At 64.7% G+C, this 21,880-nt stretch carries 17 protein-coding genes; 13 read left to right on the top strand and 4 right to left on the bottom strand.

Annotated elements, in window-relative coordinates:
- Window positions 1-92 precede the first annotated feature (92 nt).
- Entirely contained in the window at window positions 93-455 is a 363-nt protein-coding gene (locus tag ACWAT4_RS38955; protein WP_212424328.1) for a DUF1304 domain-containing protein, read from the bottom strand.
- A gap of 92 nt (window positions 456-547) precedes the next feature.
- On the opposite strand from ACWAT4_RS38955, the gene ACWAT4_RS38950 reads away from it, so the two are divergent.
- Window positions 548-1,078: a methylated-DNA--[protein]-cysteine S-methyltransferase gene (locus ACWAT4_RS38950; RefSeq protein WP_212303277.1), complete on the top strand. Its 531-nt coding sequence runs from the start codon at window positions 548-550 to the stop codon at window positions 1,076-1,078.
- A gap of 55 nt (window positions 1,079-1,133) precedes the next feature.
- Here the strand turns inward: ACWAT4_RS38950 and ACWAT4_RS38945 are convergent, their stop codons facing one another.
- On the bottom strand, window positions 1,134-3,923 hold the full coding sequence (locus ACWAT4_RS38945) for a [protein-PII] uridylyltransferase (RefSeq protein WP_212303278.1): 2,790 nt from the start codon (window positions 3,921-3,923) through the stop codon (window positions 1,134-1,136).
- Between the two features lie 188 nt (window positions 3,924-4,111).
- Between ACWAT4_RS38945 and ACWAT4_RS38940 the strand changes: the two genes are divergently transcribed.
- The 6 genes from ACWAT4_RS38940 to ACWAT4_RS38915 all read left to right on the top strand — a co-directional run bounded on the left by ACWAT4_RS38940 (window position 4,112) and on the right by ACWAT4_RS38915 (window position 10,452).
- Window positions 4,112-5,083 carry an aliphatic sulfonate ABC transporter substrate-binding protein gene (locus tag ACWAT4_RS38940; RefSeq protein ID WP_449729519.1) on the top strand — a complete coding sequence of 324 codons (972 nt, stop codon included), beginning with the start codon at window positions 4,112-4,114 and terminating at the stop codon, window positions 5,081-5,083.
- A 119-nt stretch (window positions 5,084-5,202) separates the two neighbouring features.
- Window positions 5,203-6,048, top strand: a complete 846-nt coding sequence (locus ACWAT4_RS38935) for an ABC transporter permease (protein WP_449729518.1) — start codon at window positions 5,203-5,205, stop codon at window positions 6,046-6,048.
- A 4-nt stretch (window positions 6,049-6,052) separates the two neighbouring features.
- The gene (locus tag ACWAT4_RS38930; protein WP_212303281.1) at window positions 6,053-6,838 is read left to right on the top strand and encodes an ABC transporter ATP-binding protein; all 786 of its coding nucleotides are present in this window, start codon (window positions 6,053-6,055) and stop codon (window positions 6,836-6,838) included.
- Window positions 6,839-6,892: 54 nt separating this feature from the next.
- Window positions 6,893-7,402, top strand: a complete 510-nt coding sequence (locus ACWAT4_RS38925) for an OsmC family protein (protein ID WP_212303282.1) — start codon at window positions 6,893-6,895, stop codon at window positions 7,400-7,402.
- A 171-nt stretch (window positions 7,403-7,573) separates the two neighbouring features.
- Window positions 7,574-8,371 (top strand): hypothetical protein, encoded by a 798-nt coding sequence (locus ACWAT4_RS38920; protein WP_449729517.1) that lies wholly within the window; start codon window positions 7,574-7,576, stop codon window positions 8,369-8,371.
- 404 nt (window positions 8,372-8,775) lie between these two features.
- Window positions 8,776-10,452 carry a methyl-accepting chemotaxis protein gene (locus tag ACWAT4_RS38915; protein WP_212303284.1) on the top strand — a complete coding sequence of 559 codons (1,677 nt, stop codon included), beginning with the start codon at window positions 8,776-8,778 and terminating at the stop codon, window positions 10,450-10,452.
- 102 nt (window positions 10,453-10,554) lie between these two features.
- Here ACWAT4_RS38915 and mutS read toward each other — a convergent pair whose 3' ends face one another.
- Window positions 10,555-13,293: a DNA mismatch repair protein MutS gene (gene mutS / locus ACWAT4_RS38910; protein WP_449729516.1), complete on the bottom strand. Its 2,739-nt coding sequence runs from the start codon at window positions 13,291-13,293 to the stop codon at window positions 10,555-10,557.
- Between the two features lie 216 nt (window positions 13,294-13,509).
- Here mutS and pcaF point away from each other — a divergent pair, with 216 nt between their 5' ends.
- From pcaF to ACWAT4_RS38880, 6 genes are all read left to right on the top strand, one after another.
- Complete coding sequence (gene pcaF, locus ACWAT4_RS38905; RefSeq protein WP_212445428.1) at window positions 13,510-14,718, top strand: 3-oxoadipyl-CoA thiolase; 1,209 nt, start codon at window positions 13,510-13,512, stop codon at window positions 14,716-14,718.
- Window positions 14,719-14,833: 115 nt separating this feature from the next.
- Window positions 14,834-15,727: a dioxygenase family protein gene (locus ACWAT4_RS38900; protein ID WP_449729515.1), complete on the top strand. Its 894-nt coding sequence runs from the start codon at window positions 14,834-14,836 to the stop codon at window positions 15,725-15,727.
- Window positions 15,728-15,859: 132 nt separating this feature from the next.
- On the top strand, window positions 15,860-16,561 hold the full coding sequence (gene pcaH / locus ACWAT4_RS38895; RefSeq protein ID WP_449729514.1) for a protocatechuate 3,4-dioxygenase subunit beta: 702 nt from the start codon (window positions 15,860-15,862) through the stop codon (window positions 16,559-16,561).
- The gene (pcaG, locus tag ACWAT4_RS38890; RefSeq protein WP_212303289.1) at window positions 16,562-17,164 is read left to right on the top strand and encodes a protocatechuate 3,4-dioxygenase subunit alpha; all 603 of its coding nucleotides are present in this window, start codon (window positions 16,562-16,564) and stop codon (window positions 17,162-17,164) included.
- A gap of 254 nt (window positions 17,165-17,418) precedes the next feature.
- Window positions 17,419-19,110, top strand: coding sequence for a methyl-accepting chemotaxis protein (locus tag ACWAT4_RS38885; RefSeq protein ID WP_449729513.1), 1,692 nt, complete (start codon window positions 17,419-17,421; stop codon window positions 19,108-19,110).
- A gap of 37 nt (window positions 19,111-19,147) precedes the next feature.
- Window positions 19,148-20,236 carry a phosphotransferase gene (locus tag ACWAT4_RS38880; RefSeq protein ID WP_212424335.1) on the top strand — a complete coding sequence of 363 codons (1,089 nt, stop codon included), beginning with the start codon at window positions 19,148-19,150 and terminating at the stop codon, window positions 20,234-20,236.
- 83 nt (window positions 20,237-20,319) lie between these two features.
- On the opposite strand, the gene ACWAT4_RS38875 is transcribed toward ACWAT4_RS38880, so the two are convergent.
- Window positions 20,320-21,876, bottom strand: coding sequence for an MDR family MFS transporter (locus tag ACWAT4_RS38875; protein WP_249154144.1), 1,557 nt, complete (start codon window positions 21,874-21,876; stop codon window positions 20,320-20,322).
- Between the last annotated feature and the right edge of the window lie 4 nt (window positions 21,877-21,880).

Here is a 21,880-nt window from a genome sequence, read left to right as displayed (position 1 = left end):
CAACGGTCGCCATCGCTGTCGAAGAGTGTGGAGGAAGGGCAGGCCGCGCGCAAGGATCGCGGCGCTGCGCCGTAGCGCCTCAGGCCAAGGTCTTAAGCCAGGAACAGTGCTGCCAGCGCGATTGCGGCCGGCAGCGCCTGCACGATCAGGATGCGCGTGCTGACGGTCGCCGCGCCATAAGCGCCGGCCACGATCACGCAGAGCAGAAAGAAGACCTTGATCTGGAACGCGAAGGCCGGATTGCCGTGGACGAGCCCCCAGATCAGGCCGGCGACGAGGAAGCCGTTATAGAGGCCCTGATTGGCGGCCAGCACTTTCGTGATTTCGGCTTTCTCCGGCGTATTGCGGAATGTCTTCAAGCCAAGCGGCTTGTCCCAGAGGAACATCTCCAGGATCAGAAAGTAGGCGTGCAATGCGGCGACCAGCGCCACCAGGATATTGGCGATGAAAATCAAGTTGAGCTCCCCCAAAAGCGTCAGCTTTCGGGTGGACGTTAGCACAGCCGGCATGGCAAGTGCGAAATGTGTTTCGATGCCACGGTGTCGCGATGACCGCTCGATCAACCAAACCTCCTGAACGCTTCGGTCTCGATCGGCTGGTGACGCCGATCGGGATCGCGTTGCTCGTCACCGATGCCGACGGCGCGTTGCGCGCGCTCGACTGGGACGACTACGAGCACCGCATGCGCGAACTCTTGAGATTGCATCATGGTGCGGTGGAGCTGATTGATCGGCCTGCGCCGACGGCGATGAAGGCCGCGCTGTCGGCTTACTTCGCAGGGGATCTCGGCCAGCTCGCGCGAATCGAATGGCGCATCGCCGGAACGCCATTTCAGCAAAAGGTCTGGACTGCACTGGCGAAGATCCCTGCCGGCACCACGATGAGTTATGGCGCGCTTGCCGCAAAGATCGACAGGCCGAAGGCCATTCGCGCCGTTGGTCACGCCAACGGCTCCAACCCGATCAGCGTGGTGCTGCCATGCCATCGTCTGATCGGTGCGGATGGCTCGCTGGTGAAATACGGCGGCGGGCTGGAGCGCAAGCGCTGGCTGCTGCGGCACGAGGGCGTTGAGGTTTGAAGCTCAGTCATTCCGGGTTCGATGCTACGCATCGCCCCGGAATGACGGAAGAGGTTCACGCCGCCGGCTGAACCGCCTTGTCGCCCGCCATGACGTGCGTCAGTGCGCTCTTGATCGCGGCTTGGCGGGTTGGCGCGTTGATCTGCGCGCCCAAGAGATCGGTGACGTAGAACACGTCGCGGGCGCGCTCGCCGAAGGTCGCGACATGGGCCGAGGCGATGTTGAGGTTTAGCTTGGAGATCGCGGTGGTCAGCTCGTAGAGCAGGCCGGGGCGGTCGAGGCCCGAGACCTCGATCACGGTGTAGCGGTCGGACCATTGATTGTTGATGGTCACTTCCGGCTCGATCACGAAAGGCCGCGCCTTGCTGCGCACGGTGCGCCGCGCCACCACTTCCGGCAGCCGAAGCTTGCCTTCGAGCACGTCCTCGATCATCTCGCCGATGCGCGTGGCACGCCGGCCCTCGTCCTCGTCGCGGTCGTATTCCCGCGAGATCGAGATCGTGTCCAACGCACGGCCATCGGTCGTGGTGTAGATCTGCGCATCGACGATGTTGGCGCCGGCCGAAGCGCAGGCGCCCGCGATGATCGACAGCAGCCAGGGATGGTCGGCGGCGAAGATCGTCAGCTCGGTGACGCCGCGCACTTCGTCGAAGCCGACATTGATCGCAAGCTTGTGGCCGGCCTGCTCGCTGGAACGGACGAAGCGGGCATGGCGGATCTTGCGCGGCAGCTCGACCTTGAGCCAGTAGGCCGGATAGTGGCGGCCGATATAGGCATCGAGCTCGTCCGCCGGCCACTCGGCGAAGGCGTTACGGAATTCGGCATATGCAGCGGTGAGGCGCTTGCCGCGATCGACTTCCGAGAAGCCGCCGGTCAGCACCGGCTCGGTTTCATAATAGAGCGAGCGCAGGAGCTGCGCCTTCCAGCCGTTCCACACGCCCGGGCCGACGCCGCGGATGTCGGCGGTGGTGAGGATGGTGAGCAGCTTCATCTGCTCGACGGACTGCACCACGGCGGCAAAATTTTCGATGGTCTTGCGGTCGGAGAGATCGCGAGACTGCGCGACCGTGGACATCGTCAGATGCTCCTCGATCAGCCAGGCTATGAGCTCGGTGTCGGCCGCGCTGAACCCGAGCCGCGGGCAGAGCCGGCGCGCGACCTTGGCGCCTGCGATCGAGTGATCCTCGGGCCGTCCCTTGGCGATGTCGTGCAGCAGCGTCGTGATGTAGATCACCGCGCGGTGCTCGGGCCGGATCTTGCGCATCAAATCGCTGGCGAGCGCGAACTCCTCGATGCCGCCGCGCTCGATGTCCTGGAGAAAGCCGACGCAGCGGATCAGGTGCTCGTCGACCGTATAGTGATGATACATGTTGAACTGCATCATCGAGACGATCTTGCCGAAGGCGCGGATGAAATGGCCGAGCACGCCGGTCTCGTTCATCCGCCGCAGCACGATTTCGGCGTTGTCGGAGGTCAGGATCTCCATGAACAGCCGGTTGGCTTCCGGATTCTCGCGCATCTGCGCGTTGATCAGGCCGAGCGAGCGCGTCACGTCGCGCATCGCGTCCGGGTGGAAGGCGAGGTTGTTCTTCTGCGCCAGGCGGAAGATACGGATCAGATTGACCGGATCGTGCTTGAACACGTCGGGCGCGGCGACGTTGATGCGGTTGTTGTCGACGATGAAGTCGTCGCTGTCGGGGACGCGCCGCTTCACAGCCGTGGGACGCAGCCGTGCCATCATCCGGCTCAGCACCGGAGCGGGCTTGGCCTGCTGATCCTCGAGCTTGGCGCAAAGGATGGCGGTGAGGTTGCCGACTTCCTTGGCGACCAGGAAGTAGTGTTTCATGAAACGCTCGACGTCCTGCATGCCGGGATGCGAGGTGTAGCCGAGCCTGACAGCGATCTCGCGCTGCAGGTCGAAGGAAAGACGCTCCTCGGCGCGATTGCAGTAGAAATGCAGATTGCAGCGCACCGACCAGAGGAAATCGGCGCAGCGGCGGAAGCTCCGATACTCCTGCGCGTCGAACACGCCACGTTCGACCAGCTCGTCGGTGTCGCGGACGCGATAGACGTATTTCGCGATCCAGAACAGCGTATGCAGGTCGCGCAGGGCGCCCTTGCCGTCCTTGACGTTCGGCTCGACCAGATAGCGCGACTGGCCGCCGCGACGATGCCGCTCTTCGCGTTCGGCGAGCTTCGCCGTGACGAATTCGGACGCGGTGCCCTGCACCACTTCCTTGTCGAAGCGCGCGACCAGCTCGTCATAGAGAGGCTGGTCGCCGGTGAGGAAGCGCGTCTCCAGGATCGCGGTGCGAATGGTCATGTCGCCGCGGGCCTGCCGGATCGATTCATCGACCGAGCGCGTGGCATGACCGACCTTCAGCCCCATGTCCCAGAGACAATAGAGAATGGCTTCCGCGACCTGCTCGCCCCAGGCGGTCTGCTTGTAGGGCAGGATGAAGAGCAAATCGATGTCGGACTCGGGCGCCATCAGGCCGCGGCCATAACCGCCGGTCGCGACCACAGCCATGCGCTCGGCCCCGCTCGGGATCGGCGATCGGTAGAGATGACGGGTCGCGGCCGAGTAGAGGATGCGGATGATCTCGTCCTGCACATGGCACAGCCGCTCGGCGCAGCGCCGTCCATGGCGATCCTTGAGCAGGATCGCCTGCGCTGCGGCGCGCGCGGCGATCAGCTCGGCCTTGAGCAATTGCGCCATCGCGGTACGGAACGCGTCTTCGCGGCCCTGATGCTTCTCCGCGAGCGCATCGACCGCGGCGGTGATCCGCGCGGTGTCGAAGCGATCATCCACCTCTGGCTTATGCTCGGTCGCAACGCTGTCCATGTCTCACCGGATATAAGAGGTGACAGGCGCTGTCACCCGCCATTCTCTGGCAATAGTCGTTCCATGCTGGAAAAGACCGGCTGGAAGCAAAATTGTTCTCGGGCCGCGCGCTTTCAAGGGTGGGATTTTCTCGTTGATTTCTAGATGTAACTCATTGAAAAATAATGAAGTTTTCAAGGAGGCTGGGCATGGCTGACATGACACGACGCATTTTGCTGGCGGGAGCCGTCGCGCTCGCGCTGACCCCCGCGGCAAGGGCTGCAGATCCGCTCAAGGAAATCCGCATCGACTGGGCGACCTACAACCCGGTGTCGATGGTCCTGAAGCAGAAGGGGCTTCTAGAGAAGGAGTTCGCCAAGGATGGCATCACCATCACCTGGGTGCAGTCGGCGGGCTCGAACAAGGCGCTCGAATTCCTCAATGCCGGCTCGATCGATTTCGGCTCGACCGCGGGCTCGGCGGCGCTGGTCGCGCGCATCAACGGCAATCCGATCAAATCGATCTATGTCTATTCGCGTCCCGAGTGGACCGCGCTGGTCGCGGGCAAGGATTCCAAGATCGCGAGCGTTGCCGATCTCAAGGGCAAGCGCGTCGCCGTGACGCGCGGCACCGATCCGCACATCTTCCTGGTGCGCGCGCTGCTCGGTGCTGGTCTCACCGAAAAGGACATCACCCCGGTGCTGCTCCAGCACGCCGACGGCAAGACCGCTTTGATCCGCGGCGACGTCGATGCCTGGGCCGGTCTCGATCCCATGATGGCGCAGGCCGAGGTCGAGGAGGGCGCAAAGCTGTTCTATCGCAAGGCCGATGCCAACACCTGGGGCATTCTCAATGTGCGCGAGCAGTTCTTGAAGGACTATCCGGACGCCGCTCGCCGCGTGCTCGCGGTGTACGAAGATGCGCGGAAATATTCGCTCGCCAACTACGACGAGCTGAAGAAGACCTTCATCGCGGTCACGAAGCTTCCCGACGCCGTCGTCGACAAGCAGCTCAAGGAGCGCACCGAGCTCACCCACAGCCGCATCGGCGCCCCCCAGCGCGAGTCGATCCTTGCCGCAGGCCTCGCCCTGCAGCAGGCCGGCGTCGTCGACCCCAAGGTCGACGTGAAGGCGACGCTGGACGCGCTGATCGACGACCAGGTGCCGCTGCCGACGAATTAGCTCGGCAAACGCGCGCCACATACTCCGCCGTCGCCCCGGGCGCGAAGCGAGCCCGGGACGACGGCTGTGAGTGTGGCAACACTGTTGCATTCCTTTCCTGGACGCGCTTCCTAACGGCCATGATCTCCGACGCGCCAGTTTTGCAGCAATCTTCGGAACCCGCCGAGAGCACTGCCGTGCCCTCGCGGCTATCGCGCTATGCGCGGCCGATGCTGGGGCTGCTGCTGCCGGTTGCGCTAGCGGTCGGCTGGGAGCTGGTGGTCTGGTTCGGCTGGTCCAATGGCCGGCTGGTGCCGCCGCCCTCGCGGGTCTTCGCCACCATCACCGAGCTTGCACGCTCCGGCGAGCTGGTCCGCCACATCGCAGCGACGCTGTGGCGCGTCGGTCTTGGCTTCGCCTTCGGCGTGGTCGCGGGCACGCTGTTGGGCGCGATCTCCGGCTATTGGTCGCTGGCACGGCGGCTGTTCGATCCGACCGTGCAGGCGCTGCGCGCGATCCCGTCGCTGGCCTGGGTGCCGCTGTTCATCCTCTGGCTCGGCATTTTCGAAACCTCGAAGATCGCGCTGATCGCGGTGGGCGTATTCTTCCCGGTCTACCTCGGCGTGATGGGCGCGATTCTCTCGGTCGATCGCAAGATCGTCGAGGTCGGCCGCACCTTCCGTCTGTCCGGCTTTGCCATGATCCGCCGCATCCTGCTGCCCGCGGTGCTGCCGGCCTATGTCGTGTCCTTGCGTGTTGGCCTCGGTCTCGGCTGGATGTTCGTGGTGGCGGCCGAGCTGATCGGCGCCTCCGAAGGCCTCGGCTATCTGCTGCTCGACGGCCAGCAGCTCGGCAAGCCCGCGCAGATCTTCGCCGCCATCGTGATCTTCGCCATCCTCGGCAAGCTCACCGACTGGCTGATCGAGGTCGCGGCCGCACCCTTCCTGCGCTGGCAGGACGCCTTCGCCCGACCGAAGGGAGCGTAACACGATGCTCGCGCTCGACCGGGTCAGCAAGACCTATCCCAACGGCGTGCAGGCGCTCGCGCGCTTCTCCGCCGAGATCAGGCAGGGCGAGATCATTGCCATCATCGGCGGCTCCGGCTGCGGCAAGTCCACGCTGCTGCGTGCCATCGCCGGGCTTGACCGCGCCAGCTCCGGCACGGTGACGCTCGACAGCGAAGCCATCGCCTCGCCGCATGCCAAGATCGGCATCATCTTCCAGGAGCCGCGGCTGCTGCCCTGGCTCAGCGTCGCCGACAATATCGGTTTTGGCCTTGCCGATCTGCCGGCGACTGAACGGCGCGAGAAGGTGACGCGCGCGCTGGCCCGCGTCGGGCTCGCCGACAAGGCGCAGGCCTGGCCGCGCGAGCTCTCCGGTGGACAGGCGCAGCGCGTTGCGATCGCCCGCGCGCTGGTGCCGCAGCCAGAGGTGCTCCTGCTCGACGAGCCGTTCTCGGCGCTCGACGCCTTCACCCGTCGCGACCTCCAGGATCATCTGCTCGACCTCTGGGCCGATACGCGCCCGACCTTGATCCTCGTCACACATGACGTCGATGAGGCCGTGGTGCTGTCCGACCGCGTGCTGGTGATGCGGCCGCGGCCCGGCCGGCTGTTCGACCAGATCGAGATCAATCTCGGCCGGCCGCGCGACCGCAATTCGCCGCTGTTCGAGAACTTCAAGCGAAGTGTGCTGACGTCGCTCGACCGTTCGCTGGACCGTAACGTGCCCGACCGCGACGCAACCCAGGGTCCCGGTCAGGCCATGTGGTGGTGACAATTTCTCCCTGAGCCGGTACATCGAGGGGCAATTTTTCCGGGAGAGAACAAGATGGACGCCGCAGAACTGCGCCAGATGCAGGCCCCGATCAAGGAGCGCTACAAGACCGATCCCAAGACCGCGATGATCACGCTGAAGGCAAAGGGCTCGACCGACAGCGAAGGCATCGCCTGCAAGGTCGAGACCGGCCGCGCCATCGCGATGGCCGGCCTGCATCCCGCCACCGGCGGCTCCGGCCTCGAGCTTTGCTCCGGCGACATGCTGCTCGAAGCACTGGTCGCCTGCGCCGGCGTCACGCTGAAGTCGGTCGCGACCGCGATCGAGGTGCCGCTGAAGACCGGCAACGTCTATGCCGAGGGCGATCTCGACTTCCGCGGCACACTCGGCGTCGACAAGGAGACCCCGGTCGGCTTTGCGGAAATCCGGCTGCGCTTCGAAGTCGACACCGATGCGCCGCAGGACAAGCTCGATCTCTTGCTCAAGCTCACCGAGCGCTATTGCGTGGTCTACCAGACCATCAAGAACGGCCCGAAGGTTTCGGTGTCGATGCAGCGGATGTGATTGCCTACCTCTCCCATAGGGAGAGGTCGCGCTGAAAGCGCGGCAGAGGGGCTGCGCTTTCTCGTGGGACCTGAATCCCTCACCCGATTTGCTGCACAAATCGACCTCTCCCTGTGGGAGAGGTGCTCGACCCCGCGGACAATACACCTCAACAAGATCACCCCGCGCTAGATGTCCCTCGAACTCTCCTTCATCATCTTCCTTCTCCTGCGCATGGCGATCGCGGCGGCGTTCGTGGTGACGGCATCGATCATCGCGGAGCGCTCCGGGCCGGTGATCGGCGCGCTGGTTGCGACCTTGCCGATCTCGGCGGGTCCCTCCTATGTTTTCCTCGCACTCGACCATGACGCCGCCTTTATTGCGCAGGGTGCGCTCGCGAGCCTGCCCATCAACGGCGCGACGATCGTGCTGGGGCTGATCTATGTCGTGCTGGCGCAACGGCACGGCCTTGCCGTCAGTTGCGGCGCAGCCGTGGCGGTCTGGATCGTGCTCGCCTCGATCATCCGGATGTTCGACTGGTCGCTGACCGCCGGCCTTGCCGTCAACTTCGTCGCCTTCGGCATCTGCATCCCGCTGCTGGCGCGCTATCGCCACGTGAAAATGCCGCTTGTCACGCGCCGCTGGTACGACGTGCCGTTCCGCGCTTCGCTGGTCGCGACCCTGGTCGCGATCGTGGTCTCGACCTCAGGCTGGGTCGGACCAAAGATCAGCGGCATCATGGCGCTCTATCCGATCGTGTTCACCAGCATCATGGTGATCCTGCATCCGCGTATCGGCGGCCCTCCGACCGCTGCCGTGCTGGCCAACTCCGCCTGGGGTCTGCTCGGTTTCGGAATGGCGATTGCCGTGATGCACGTCGCGGTGGTGCAATTCGGCTCCGCCGTCGGTCTATGCCTTGCGCTCGGAACCTGCGTGGCGTGGAACCTGACGCTGTGGTGGATCAGCCGGCGTGCGATGCACAAGGTGTGACAGGAGCAGTGAGACTACGGACTCGCGTGACACCGAGTCGCGAGAAGACATATCCCTCATGTCAGGCCGGCAAACCCGCGGCACGTTGGTCAAGCCATTGAATGAGAAACATCATTTCAAGCCGAGCGGCACGCCGTTCTCGAGGGTAGCCGCATTCGTTGCGCCGACGGCCGCGCCAAACCCTGCCGATTCTCGCTATTTCCATTAGAACTTTGTTCGAGTTTTTCATTTACGAATAATGTTGCATGCCCGCCTCCGCTGCCGTTGGCGCAAAACTTGTCCGATCGGCATTCGATTGTGCGGACCCGCGGGAACTGTGGACTGGACTACGGCAGTGTCGCCGGAGGGGCGTATCCCCGGCGGACGTGTCCGCCCGGGCTTTTTTTCAAGATGGAGATTGTTTGATGTTCGGTCGCAAGTCCCATGGTGATGCACAGGCGCGGCTCGACGCCATTGGCCGGTCGCAGGCCATGATCGAATTCAATCTTGATGGGACGATCGTCACGGCCAACAAGAATTTCCTCGATGCCCTCGGTTATCGGCTCGACGAAATCCAGGGCAAGCATCACTCCATGTTCGTGCCGGCCGACCAGCGCGACACCGCCGAGTATAAGGCGTTCTGGGCTGCTCTGAAGCGTGGCGAGTATCAGGCGCGCGAGTTCAAGCGGATCGCGAAGGACGGCCGCGAGGTCTGGATCGAAGCATCCTACAACCCTGTGCTCGATGGCGACGGCAAGGCGGTGATGGTTGCCAAGATTGCGACCGACATCACCGAGAAGAAGATCCGGAGCATGACGGATGCCTCCAAGATCGCCGCCATCGGCCGCGCCCAGGCTGTGATCGAGTTCAAGCTCGATGGCACCATCGTCTCCGCCAACGAGAATTTCTGCAGGACGCTCGGCTACTCGCTCGCCGAGATCCAAGGCAAGCATCACAGCCTGTTCGTGGCCGACGCTGAGCGCAATGGCACGGCCTATCGCGAATTTTGGGCCGCGCTCAACCGCGGCGATTATCAGGCCGGCGAGTTCAAGCGGATCGGCAAGGGCGGCAGGGAGGTGTGGATTCTCGCTTCCTACAATCCGCTGCTCGACGAGAACGGCAAGCCGTACGGCGTCGTCAAGTTCGCAACCGATGTCACCGCGGAGAAGCTGAGAAACGCCGATCTCGCCGGTCAGATCGCGGCGATCGACAAGGCGCAAGCCGTGATCGAGTTCAACATGGACGGCACGATCATCACCGCCAACCCCAACTTTCTCAGCGCGCTCGGTTATTCGCTTTCCGAGATCAAGGGCAAGCATCACAGCATGTTCGTCGAGCCGAGCGAGCGTGACGGCGGCGCCTATCGCGAGTTCTGGGCCGCGCTCAACCGCGGCCAGTACCAGGCGGCCGAATACAAGCGCATCGGCAAGGGCGGCAAGGAAGTCTACATCCAGGCCTCCTACAATCCGATCCTCGATCTCAACGGTAAGCCGTTCAAGGTCGTGAAATATGCCACCGACACCACCAAGCAGGTGCTGGTGCGCATGGGCAACGAGCGCGTTCGCGGCATGATGGAATCGGTGGCCGCCGGTTCGGAGGAGCTCAACGCTTCGGTGCGGGAGATCTCCGAAGCAATGACCAAGTCGCGCGAGACCGCGATGAGCGCCGTGGATCAGGTCGCTGCCGCCGACGCCCAGGCCCAGCGGCTCACCGAAGCCGCGCAGGCGATGAGCGGCATCGTCGAGATGATCAACAGCATCACCGGCCAAATCAATCTGCTGGCGTTGAACGCCACGATCGAATCCGCCCGCGCCGGTGAGGCCGGCCGCGGTTTTGCCGTGGTGGCTTCCGAAGTGAAGAGCCTCGCCAACCAGGCCAAGCAGGCCACCGACAAGATCGGCCAGGAGATCGGCAGTCTCAACGGCATCTCAGGCGATGTCGTCAGCGCGCTTGGCTCGATCAAGCAGGCGATCAACAACGTCAGTGAATACGTCACCTCGACCGCCGCCGCCGTCGAAGAGCAGAGCACGGTGACGAACGAGATGTCGACCAGCATGCAGCGCGCCGCCGCCGAAGCCGCCGCGATTGCCGCGAGGGCGTAGGCAGCAACCACATCGTCATTCTGGGGCGCCTCGAAGAGGCGAACCCGGAATCTCGAGATTCCGGGTCTGGTCCTTCGGACCATCCCGGAATGACGGTTCCCGTCACTGTTTCGGCAGCTTGGCCTTCAACGCATACAGCGCATCGAGCGCCTCGCGCGGCGACATCTCGTCGGGATGCAGTGCCTTCACTGCGTCCATCAATAGCTCGGCCTCGGTCGGCGGGGCGGCCTCCGCGGCGGCACGCGAGGGCACGGCGAACAGCGGCAGATCATCGGCCAGCGCACGCGCGGTCTGGCCGCGGTCCTGCGCTTCGAGTTTTGCCAGCACCGATTTGGCGCGCGTGATCACGGCCGGCGGCAGGCCGGCGAGCTTGGCAACCTGGATGCCGTAGGAGCGGTCGGCCGAGCCTGGCAGAACCTCGTGCAGGAACACGACATTGCCCTGCCATTCCTTGACCCGCACGGTCGCATTGAACATCCGCGGCAGCTTTGCCGAGAGCGCGGTCAATTCGTGATAATGCGTGGCGAACAGCGTGCGGCAGCGGTTGCTCTCATGCAGATGCTCGATCGCGGCCCAGGCAATGGAGAGGCCGTCGAACGTAGCGGTGCCGCGGCCGATCTCATCCAGGATCACCAGCGCGCGTTCACCGGCCTGGTTGAGGATCGCCGCGGTCTCGACCATTTCCACCATGAAGGTGGAGCGGCCGCGGGCGAGATCGTCGGCGGCGCCAACGCGCGAGAACAGGCGGTCGATGATGCCGATCCGCGCGCGGGTGGCCGGCACGAAGCTGCCGATCTGCGCCAGCAGGGCAATCAGCGCGTTCTGGCGCAGGAAGGTCGACTTACCCGCCATGTTCGGACCGGTGAGCAGCCAGAGCTGGCCGGATTTTTGTGCAGGGCTCGGTGAGAGATCGCAGGCATTGGCGATGAACGGTTCGCCATTGCGCTTCAAAGCCTGCTCGACCACGGGATGGCGGCCGGCTTCGATGGCAAAGCCGAGGGAGCCGTCGACCTCGGGCCGCACATAGTTCTCGTCGACTGCGAGCTTGGCCAGTGACGTTGCAACGTCGAGCAGCGCAAAGCCTTGCGCGGCGGCGCGCAGATCGTCGCTGATGTCGAGCGCCTTGGCGCAGAGCCGCTCGAAAATTTCGAGCTCGAGCCCGAGTGCGCGGTCGCCGGCATTGGCGATCTTGGCTTCGATCTCGCCCAGTTCCGAGGTCGTGAAACGGACCTGTCCCGCCAGCGTCTGGCGATGGATGAAGGTTGCGTTCAGCGGCGCCGACATCAGCTTGTCGCCGTGCTGCGCGGTGACCTCGACGAAATAGCCGAGCACGTTGTTGTGGCGGATCTTGAGACCCTTGACGGAGGTGTCGTCGGCGTAACGCGCCTGCATCGAGGCCACGACCAGGCGCGAGGCGTCGCGCAGGTTGCGGGCTTCGTCGAGCGCGGGCTCGTAGCCCGCACGCACGAAGCCGCCATCGCGCTTGATCAGCGGCAGCTGCTCGTCGAGCGCGCGGGCAAATTCAGCCGCGAGCTCGCGCGGCGGACGCTTGAGTGCCGCCATCACCGCGGCGATCTCCTGCGGCGGCTGGTCGAGCTCGGACAACCGCGCCAGCACCTGGTCGGCAGCGATGATGCCGTCGCGCAGACCCGCGAGATCGCGCGGTCCGCCGCGGCCGACTGAGAGGCGGGCGAGTGCGCGCGACATGTCAGGCGCGCCGCGCAAGATGCTGCGGATGTCTTCGCGCGTCGCCGAATCCGCGACAAAGGCGCTGACGGCATCGAGCCGCCGCGCGATCGCAGGCGCATCGGTCAGCGGTGCCGCCAGCCGCTGCGCGAGCAGGCGCGAGCCGGCCGAGGTCACCGTGCAGTCGATCGCATCGAGCAGCGAGCCGCGGCGTTCGCCCGCAAGCGTCCGCGTCAGTTCGAGATTGGCGCGCGTGGCGGGATCGATCGCCATGGTCGCGCCGGAAGCTTCGCGTGCGGGCGGCGACAGCGGCGGGTGCTTACCGACCTGGGTGCGGTCGACATAGGTGACGGCGGCGGCCGCGGCGGTGGCCTCGAGCCGCGAGAGCTGCGCCAGTCCGTCCATGGTCGCGACGGCAAAATAGTCGCACAAGCGCTTCTCGGCGGTGGCGCCATCGAACACGTCGCGGGTCACCGGCGTCACCGCCGGCAGCTCGCGCAAGGTCTGTCCGAGCTCGTTATCGCTATAGAGCGCGTCGGTGACGATGGCCTCGTTCGGGTTGATGCGTGCCAGCGTGGCGGCGAGCTCGCCACTCGAAACTTCCGTGACCGTGAATTCGGCGGTCGAAATGTCGATCCAGGCAAGCCCGAAGCGATCGCCGCCGGCAGAGGAGCGGGCGCGCGCAATCGCCAGCAGATAATTGTTGGCGCGCGCATCGAGCAGCGTGTCCTCGGTCAGCGTGCCCGGCGTCACCAGCCGCACCACGCCGCGGCGCACGACGCTCTTGTTGCCGCGCGCTTTGGCCGCCGCAGGATCCTCGGTCTGCTCGCACACCGCGACCCGGTGGCCGGCGCTGATCAGGCGATGCAGATAATCCTCGGAGCGCTCGACCGGCACGCCGCACATCGGGATGTCGTTGCCCTGATGCTTGCCGCGCTTGGTCAAGACGATGCCGAGCGTTTTCGAGGCGATCTCGGCGTCCTCGAAGAACAGCTCGTAGAAATCGCCCATCCGGTAGAACAGCAGCAAGCCCTGATGTGCCGCCTTGATCTCCAGGTACTGTTCCATCATCGGCGTGACGCGCGATGCGGCTTCCGCCTGCGGCGCGGGGGTGGGTTCAGGCTCTGGCGCTGGGATTGGCTGTTGCATGGTCATGGGCGGCGCAACCTACAAAATTTCGCCTCCTGCTCCTATCGCTTTGGCCGGGGAGGGGAGGTTTTCCACGTTGTCCGCACCGCGGCATGCGCTGGCGGCGTGGACACCCCTCGGAACACGCAAGAAACCGTCAATTGACCTGCTGCGGGCGCCCTCCTAAAACTCCGCCGACATTGAAGAATTTTCGCCGGACCGCGGCATTCAGGGAGAACAACGATGCGTGACGTGTTTATCTGCGATGCCGTGCGGACCCCGATCGGCCGTTTCGGCGGCTCGCTCGCCAAGATGCGTGCCGACGACCTCGCCGCGGCCCCGATCAAGGCGTTGATGGCAAAACACCCCAATCTCGACTGGGCGCAGGTGGATGAAGTGTTCTTCGGCTGCGCCAACCAGGCCGGCGAGGACAACCGCAACGTCGCGCGCATGGCGCTGCTGCTCGCGGGTCTCCCGGACTCGGTTCCCGGCCAGACCCTCAATCGCCTCTGCGCCTCCGGCCTCGATGCGGTCGGTGCTGCGGGGCGCGCCATTCGCTCCGGCGAGATCGAGCTTGCGATTGCCGGCGGCGTCGAGTCCATGACGCGCGCGCCCTTCGTGATGGGTAAGGCGCAGGAAGCCTTCTCGCGCTCCGCCGAGATCTTCGACACCACGATCGGCTGGCGCTTCATCAATCCGCTGCTCAAGGCGCAGTACGGCGTCGATGCGATGCCGGAGACCGGCGAGAACGTCGCCGAGGAATTCCAGGTCTCGCGCGCCGACCAGGACGCCTTTGCCATCCGCTCGCAGCAGCGCGCAGGCAAGGCGATCGCCGCCGGCTATTTCGCGGAAGAGATCACGCCGATCATCATTCCCGGCGGCAAGGCAGGTCCGATCACGGTCGACAAGGACGAGCATCCGCGCCCCGAGACCACGCTCGAAGGTCTGGCCAAGCTGAAGCCGATCGTGCGCAATCCCGGCACGGTGACCGCGGGCAATGCCTCCGGCGTCAATGACGGCGCCGCCGCGATGATCCTGGCGTCCGAAGCTGCCGTGAAGAAGCATGGCCTGACGCCCCGCGCGCGCATCCTCGGCCTCGCCTCGGCCGGCGTGCCGCCGCGCATCATGGGCATCGGCCCCGTGCCCGCGACCCGCAAGCTGATGGAGCGTCTGGGCAAGAAGATCAGTGATTTCGATCTGATCGAGCTCAACGAAGCCTTCGCCTCGCAGGGCATCGCCTGCATGCGCCAGCTCGGCGTCGCCGACGATGCCGATTTCGTCAATCCGCATGGCGGCGCGATTGCGCTCGGCCATCCGCTCGGCATGAGCGGTGCCCGCCTCGCGCTCACCGCCGTCCACGGCATGGAGAAGCGCGGCGGCAAGCTCGCGCTGGCCACCATGTGCGTCGGCGTCGGCCAGGGCGTCGCGGTTGCGATCGAGAAGCTGAACTGACGGTGCACGCAGTGGACCGTCATCTCGGAGCCGCTCGTTAGAGCGGAATCCGGGATCTCGAGATTCCGGGTTCAGCCCTGTCGGGGCTGCCCCGGAATGACAGGGAGAGAGAGCCATGATCATCGAGCGCGAGCAGGACGTCACGGCCGCGGCTCTGGCGGTGATGGAGCGGACGTCCGATCCGCGGATGCGGCAGATCATGATCTCGCTGGTCAAGCATCTGCATGGCTTCGTCCGCGACGTTCGCCTGACCGAGAAGGAATTCCGCGACGCCACCGCCGTTATTGCCGAACTCGGCAAGCTGACGACCGACACGCATAATGAAGTCGTGCTGATGGCGGGCTCGCTCGGCGTTTCGCCGCTGGTTTGCCTGCTGAACAACGGCGATCAGGGCAATACCGAAACCGATCAGTCGCTGCTCGGGCCGTTCTGGCGGTTGAACTCGCCGCGGGTGGAGAATGGTGGGTCGATCGTCCGCTCCGAGACCCCGGGCGCGCCGCTGTTCGTGAACGCCCGCGTCGTCGACAAGGAGGGCCGCCCCGTTGCGGGTGCTGAGGTCGATGTCTGGCACGCCTCGCCGGTTGGGCTTTACGAGAACCAGGATCCCGATCAGGCCGACATGAACCTGCGCGGCAAGTTTACGACCGACCAGGATGGGCGTTTCGCGTTCCGCTCGGTGATGATGGTCGGCTATCCGATTCCGACCGACGGTGTCGTCGGCCGCCTCCTGGAGGCACAAAGCCGGCACCCTTATCGTCCCGCGCACCTCCATGCCCTGATCTTGAAGCCCGGCTTCAAGGTGCTGATCTCGCAGGTCTACGATCCCAACGACCCCCATATCGACAGCGACGTGCAGTTCGGCGTGACCCAAGCGCTGATCGGCAAGTTCGTGCGCCATGAGACGCCGCATCCGACCGTGCCAGACGTCGCAACGCCCTGGTACTCGCTCGATCACACCTACCGGCTCGAGGCCGGGGAGGCCGTGCTGCCGCGTGCGCCGATCAAATAGGGCAGCCGGCCCGAATGTCCGGGGGGAGATGGGTGCTAAAGCCGCTTCCCTAAATTAGTTATATTCTATAATGATTGGCGCAAATGTTGTCCGGCCGGCCCAAAGTGGCCGGGGCCGGGGAGGAGTTCGCCAATGACGTTCATTTATCCCACGGACAGCAACAAGGCGCATCCGCTGCCGCTGTCGCCCGACTACAAGAGCTCGATCAAGCGCGCGCCGAACAAGCCCTTGATCCCGATGCGCCACACGTTGTCGGAACTGACCGGTCCCGTTTATGGCCACGAGACCGTGCGTGACGGCGACAGCGATCTCACCACCCAGCACAAGGGCGAGCCGCTCGGCGAGCGCATCATCGTGCACGGCCATGTGCGCGACGAAGACGGCCGCGGCGTGCCCCACTCGCTGATCGAGATCTGGCAGGCCAATGCCTGCGGCCGCTACGTCCATGTCCGCGACCAGCATCCGGCGCCGCTCGATCCCAACTTCACCGGCGCGGGCCGCACCGTGAGCGATGCCGCCGGCTATTACCGCTTCGTCAGCATCAAGCCGGGCGCTTACCCTTGGGGCAATCACCACAATGCCTGGCGCCCCGCCCACATTCATCTCTCGGTGTTTGGCCATTCCTTCGTCACACGTCTGGTGACGCAGATGTATTTCCCGGGCGACCCGCTGTTCCCGTTCGATCCGATCTTCAACTCGGTGCCGGACGAGAAGGCGCGGATGCGCATGGTCTCCTCGTTCGATCTGGAGAATACCAAGCCCGAATGGGCGCTGTGCTACCGCTTCGACATCGTGCTGCGCGGCAAGAACGCTACCCCCATGGAGACCAAGTAAGTGCAGGATTCCGCGAAGCCCGATGGGATCACGCCATCGCAAACGGTCGGTCCGTTCTTCAAATACGGCCTGACGCCGACGGGCGAATATGCCTGGAATGATGCCTTCACCAACTCGACGCTGACACCGGATGTCTCCGGCGATCGCGTCCGCATCGAGGGCCGGGTGCTGGATGGTGACGGCGCCGCCGTGCCCGATGCCATGCTGGAGATCTGGCAAGCGGATGCGCAGGGTCGCTTCGCCGACCCGCAGGACAAGCGCGCGCTGCCGAATGCGAGCTTCCGCGGCTTCGCCCGCTGCGGCACCGATAAGGACGGTCATTATTCCTTCGACACCATCAAGCCGGGCGCCGTGCCCGATCCTGATGGCAAGCCGCAGGCGCCGCATATCGTTCTGGCGGTGTTTGCGCGCGGCATGCTGCGGCATCTCTATACCCGCATTTATTTCAGCGACGAGGCCGGCAACGCCGCCGATCCCGTGCTGGGATTGGTGCCTGCCGACCGCCGCGCCACGCTGATCGCGGTGCGGGAGGCCGGCAAGCCGGTCTATCGCCTCGACCTGCGCCTGCAGGGCGACACTGAGACGGTGTTCTTCGACGTCTAAGTCAATGCGTGCCGGCCATTTGCGAATCGCCGGCGCGAGCTTCTCATCCAGCGCATCGCAGTGCTTCATCAGTCTCGACACTTGTCTCTTCCGGCCAGTGCGTCGGCGCGACTGACTCAAAACCGATTGCCCGGCATCTGTTTCCCGTAGTTTTGCGGGGCATTCCTTTCGCCGATGCGTCCTCCGGGAAATCCCGTATTTACCGTATCCGGTTAGGCTCGCTGCAGTTTCAGCACGTGCCCCCGGAATATTTCATGAAAATTCGCCTGTCCTTGTCCTCTGCGATCATCGCGTTCGGGATCGTTCTTGCCATCGGCTTCACGGCGGTCGTCTCCACCAGCCTCTATGCATTGCGCGAGCTCAAGGTCGGCGGGCCGCTTTACTCCGATATCAAGCTCGGCAACGACCTCATCGCCGACATCCTGCCGCCGCCGGAATATGTCATTGAGGCCTATCTCGAAGCCACTCTTGCCATGCGCGAGCCGGACCAACTGGTGGCTCATGGCGAACGCCTGGTCCAGCTCCGCAAGGATTACGATGAGCGCAAGGCCTATTGGACCGCGTCCAGCCTCTCGGCCGACTTGAAGACGGCCCTGGTGTCCAAGTCCGACGCCGAGGTGCAGAAGTTCTGGAAGCTGTTGTCCGATCAGCTCCTGCCGGCGCTCAAGGCCAAGGACGCGGCCGCATCCGAACGCGCCTATGCGCAGCTCAAGGATGCCTATACCACGCATCGCGCCGTCATCGACAGCATCGTCGAAAGCGCCAACAAGCAGAATGCCGACATGGAGAAGCTGGCCGCCGACCGCGACAGCGCGATGCTTTATATTCTGCTCGGCGTCTCCGCGGCCGTGCTCGCCTTCATCGCCGCCGGCCTGCTCGGCGTTGCGTTCGGCGTGGTGCGCCCGATCGTGCGCATGACGGACACGATGCAGAAGCTTGCGACCGGGGATCTCGCCGCTGAAATTCCCTTCGCGCAACGTCAGGACGAGGTCGGCTCGATGGCCGGCGCACTCCAGGTGTTCAAGCAGGGCGCGATCGAGAATTCGCGCCTGCGCGAGGAGCAATTGCGACAAGAGCAAGAAGCCGCGCTTGCCAAGCGCGGAGCCCTGTACCAGATGGCCGAAACCGTCGAGCGCGAGACCGGCCGCTCGGTCGACACCGCCAGCGCGACGACGCAAGGCGTCGAGCGGGCTGCCCTGAGCCTGTCCGAGATCGCGCGATCCCTGTCGTCGGAATCGCAGGCGGTCGCCGCGGCCTCCACCCAGGCGCTCGGCAGCTCGCAGACCGTTTCGGCCGCCGCCGAAGAGCTGAGCGCATCGATCCGGGAGATCGCAACGCAGGTCGGACGCACCTCGACCGTCACCAAATCGGCCGTCGCAGGCCGCGAGCAGGCACGCTCGACCATCCAGGCGCTGGCGGGCGCCGTGAAGAAGATCGCCGAGGTCTCCGACCTGATCGGCGGCATCGCCGGCCAGACCAATCTGCTCGCGCTCAACGCCACGATCGAGGCGGCGCGTGCCGGGGAGGCCGGCCGCGGTTTTGCGGTCGTCGCGGCCGAGGTGAAATCCCTGTCCGACCAGACGGCGAAATCCACCGAGGAGATCGGGCGCCTGATTGCCGAGATCCAGGCCTCGACGCAGGCCGCGGTCGATGCCGTCGAGACCATGGGTGGTCATATTGTCGAGATCGACGGCGTGGCGACCTCGGTTGCCGCCGCGATGGAACAGCAGGACGCCGCGACGCGGGAGATCGCGCGGTCGATTTCCGAGTCGGCCTCCGCCGCGAAGGAAGTCTCGGCCAAGATCGCCAATGTCAGCCGCGACGCCGCGTCGGTGAACGAACGCGCCGCAGACGTCAGGCAGGCAATCGCAGGGATGGCGGCCAATCTGGAATCGCTGCGATCGGTCGTGGTCCGCACCGTGCGCGACTCGACCGCAGCGGCGTAAGCTCTGCCGCTGGCGCGCGGGGGTGTGATCGTGCAGTATGGCGCCGGGCAGGGGCATCATGGCTATGACACCTCCACAACTGCCGGCGGTCGTTGAGCCCGCCCGATTGACGGCGGCACTGCGCAAGGCCGGCGCACTGGACGCCGGCGCCGTGCGCGAGGTGAAGGTGCTGCACGAGCGCGATACGGTGGTGTCGCACATCGTTCGACTTGGCCTGCGCTATGTCGGGGAATCCGCTGGTGCGCCGCAATCGCTGATCCTCAAGACGCCGCATGCCGACTTCGCCAAGACGCTCGCCAATGGCGGCCGACACGAGGTGGCGTTCTACACCAGGCTCGCACCGCGAATGCCGCGGGGACTGGTCCCGCGCTGCTTCGACGGATTCTTCGACGAGGAAACCCTCAACTGGCATCTGCTGCTCGAAGACCTCACCGATAGTCATGAGATCGCAACCCAATGGCCGCTGCCGCCGTCGCGCGCGCAAACATTCGCGATCGTCACTACGCTCGCACGCTGGCATGCGGCCTGGTGGGACCATCCCGATCTCGGTGACACCGTCGGCACCTGGGCGAGCCCCGAGGACAGCGCGCAGCACATGGAGACCTTTGCCGGTCATTACGACCGGTTCGCCGATCTGCTCGGCGATCGCCTCAGCGAGGAGCGCCGGCTTCTCTATCGTCGCCTGATCGACCAGTCGGCCCGGCTATCCGAGCGCTACCACGCGCGCCGTAACCTCAGCATCACCCATGGCGATGCCCACACCTGGAATTTCATGCTGCCGCGCGCCGGCGTCACTGACACCGTGCGCCTCTTCGATTTCGACCTGTGGGGCGTTAACGTCCCGACCAACGACCTCGCCTACATGATGGCGCTTCATTGGTTTCCGGAACGCCGCCAGGCGCTCGAACGCCCCTTGCTCAATCTCTATCACGAGACATTGCTCGCAAACGGCATCACCGGATACACACGCGGTGCGCTCGATCGTGACTACCGCTTGTCGGTGCTCTGGCACATCACCAAACCGGTCTGGCAATGGAGCATCAACATCCCACCCGGCATCTGGTGGCACCATCTGGAACGGATCATGATGGCGGTCGAGGATTTGGGGTGTGAGGAGTTGTTGTAGGGGCAACAAAATCGGTGTCGCCCGGCCTTCGCGGGGACGACGTCGGAGATTAACGCTCCGGCTCGGCTCTAAACGACTGCAGCCTACTCCATCACCGCATGCTCCGGCCCGGCCGCCTGCTTGCGCAGCGTGGCTTTGGTCGAGCCGATCATCAGCGCCAGCGGGATGGTGCAGAGAATGAAGAACATCACCAGCTGGTAGTCGTGCGAAAACGCAATGATCTGCGCCTGCACGCTGACCATCCTGTCCGCCATGGCGCGACCGGCGCTGGTGGAGAGATCGATCATCCGGCTGACGTCAGGCATCTGGAGCGCCTGGTTGAACGGGTTGACGTGTTCGGACAGGATCGCATAGGTCCGCCGCGTCCCCTGCGTCAACTGGGCGATGACGACGGAGATGCCGACCGAGCTTGCGACGTTGCGCATCAGGGTCAGCATCGCGGTGCCGTCGGTACGCAGATTGTTCGACAGCGTCAGGAACGACACCGTCGAGAGCGGTACGAACACGAGACCGAAGCCAAAGCCCTGGATGACGCTGACGGTCACGATCTCCGGCACCTGGGTCAGGTCGGTCCAGCCGGTCATCTGGAATAGCGAGCCGGCGGTCAGCGACAGGCCGGCGATGATCAGCGTGCGCGCCTCGAAATATCGCATCATGCGCCCGACCAGCATCATGGCGAAGAAGGTGCCGAAGCCGCGGCTCGCCAGCAGCAGGCCGGCGGTGATGATGGGATAGCCGATCACGTTCTGCATGTAGGGCGAGGCCAGCGCCATGGTTGAAAACAGCACGAGCCCCATCACGATCATGAACACGCAGCCGGTGACGAAGTTGCGATCCCTGAACAGCGCAAAGCGGATGAACGGCGTCGAGGTCGTGAAGGAGTGCGCGAGGAAGAAGTAGAAGGCGACGGCCGAGACGATGAACTCCGCGATGATCTCGTCCGATTCGAGCCAGCCCAATTGCTCGCCGCGATCGAGCGCGAGCTGCAACGCGCCGATCGCGATCGCCAGCGCGGCGAAGCCGAGCCAGTCGAATTTGAGGCTGAGATCCTTCTTGGTCTCGTCCATGAAGATGATGAGCCCGATGACCGTGATCGCGCCGAACGGCAGATTGACGAAGAACACCCAGTGCCAGGAATAGGTTTCGGTCAGCCAGGCACCCAGCGAGGGTCCCATGATCGGACCCATCATCACGCCCATGCCCCAGATCGACATCGCCTTGGCGCGTTCTTGGAGCGTGTAATAGTCGAGCATGACCGATTGCGACAGCGGCACCAGCGCCGCGCCGAACACGCCTTGCAGCAGGCGGAACAGCACCATCTGGTTGATGTCCTGGGCGAGACCGCACAGCACGGAGGCCATGGTGAAGCCGCCCGAGCAGATGATGAAGATGCGCTTGCGGCCGAAGCGGTTGGCGACCCAGCCCACCGGCGCCGTCATGATCGCGGCCGCGACGATGTAGGAGGTCAGCACCCAGTTGATTTGGTCCTGGGACGCCGACAGCGTGCCCTGCATATAAGGCAAAGCGACGTTGGCGATCGTGGTGTCCAGCGCCTGCATGATGGTCGCCGTCATGGCGCAGATCGTCACCATGTTCCGGCGCAGGCCGGGAACCATCAGGCTGGCATTGGGGCCGGACATCGGC

The sequence above is a fragment of the Bradyrhizobium sp. T-1 genome, assembly GCF_053592855.1.
The sequence above is the reverse complement of the archived record's forward strand: the minus strand, read 5'-3'. Positions and strand labels throughout refer to the sequence as shown.

What these genes read in the sequence shown, in the direction of transcription:
- ACWAT4_RS38950 (WP_212303277.1), top strand. Translation starts at nt 548, where the DNA reads ATGACCGCTCGATCAACCAAACCTCCTGAACGCTTCGGTCTCGATCGG.
- ACWAT4_RS38945 (WP_212303278.1), bottom strand. Translation starts at nt 3,923, where the DNA reads ATGGACAGCGTTGCGACCGAGCATAAGCCAGAGGTGGATGATCGCTTC.
- ACWAT4_RS38940 (WP_449729519.1), top strand. Translation starts at nt 4,112, where the DNA reads ATGGCTGACATGACACGACGCATTTTGCTGGCGGGAGCCGTCGCGCTC.
- ACWAT4_RS38935 (WP_449729518.1), top strand. Translation starts at nt 5,203, where the DNA reads ATGATCTCCGACGCGCCAGTTTTGCAGCAATCTTCGGAACCCGCCGAG.
- ACWAT4_RS38930 (WP_212303281.1), top strand. Translation starts at nt 6,053, where the DNA reads ATGCTCGCGCTCGACCGGGTCAGCAAGACCTATCCCAACGGCGTGCAG.
- ACWAT4_RS38925 (WP_212303282.1), top strand. Translation starts at nt 6,893, where the DNA reads ATGGACGCCGCAGAACTGCGCCAGATGCAGGCCCCGATCAAGGAGCGC.
- ACWAT4_RS38920 (WP_449729517.1), top strand. Translation starts at nt 7,574, where the DNA reads ATGTCCCTCGAACTCTCCTTCATCATCTTCCTTCTCCTGCGCATGGCG.
- ACWAT4_RS38915 (WP_212303284.1), top strand. Translation starts at nt 8,776, where the DNA reads ATGTTCGGTCGCAAGTCCCATGGTGATGCACAGGCGCGGCTCGACGCC.
- mutS (WP_449729516.1), bottom strand. Translation starts at nt 13,293, where the DNA reads ATGACCATGCAACAGCCAATCCCAGCGCCAGAGCCTGAACCCACCCCC.
- pcaF (WP_212445428.1), top strand. Translation starts at nt 13,510, where the DNA reads ATGCGTGACGTGTTTATCTGCGATGCCGTGCGGACCCCGATCGGCCGT.
- ACWAT4_RS38900 (WP_449729515.1), top strand. Translation starts at nt 14,834, where the DNA reads ATGATCATCGAGCGCGAGCAGGACGTCACGGCCGCGGCTCTGGCGGTG.
- pcaH (WP_449729514.1), top strand. Translation starts at nt 15,860, where the DNA reads ATGACGTTCATTTATCCCACGGACAGCAACAAGGCGCATCCGCTGCCG.
- ACWAT4_RS38885 (WP_449729513.1), top strand. Translation starts at nt 17,419, where the DNA reads ATGAAAATTCGCCTGTCCTTGTCCTCTGCGATCATCGCGTTCGGGATC.
- ACWAT4_RS38880 (WP_212424335.1), top strand. Translation starts at nt 19,148, where the DNA reads ATGGCGCCGGGCAGGGGCATCATGGCTATGACACCTCCACAACTGCCG.
- ACWAT4_RS38875 (WP_249154144.1), bottom strand. Translation starts at nt 21,876, where the DNA reads ATGTCCGGCCCCAATGCCAGCCTGATGGTTCCCGGCCTGCGCCGGAAC.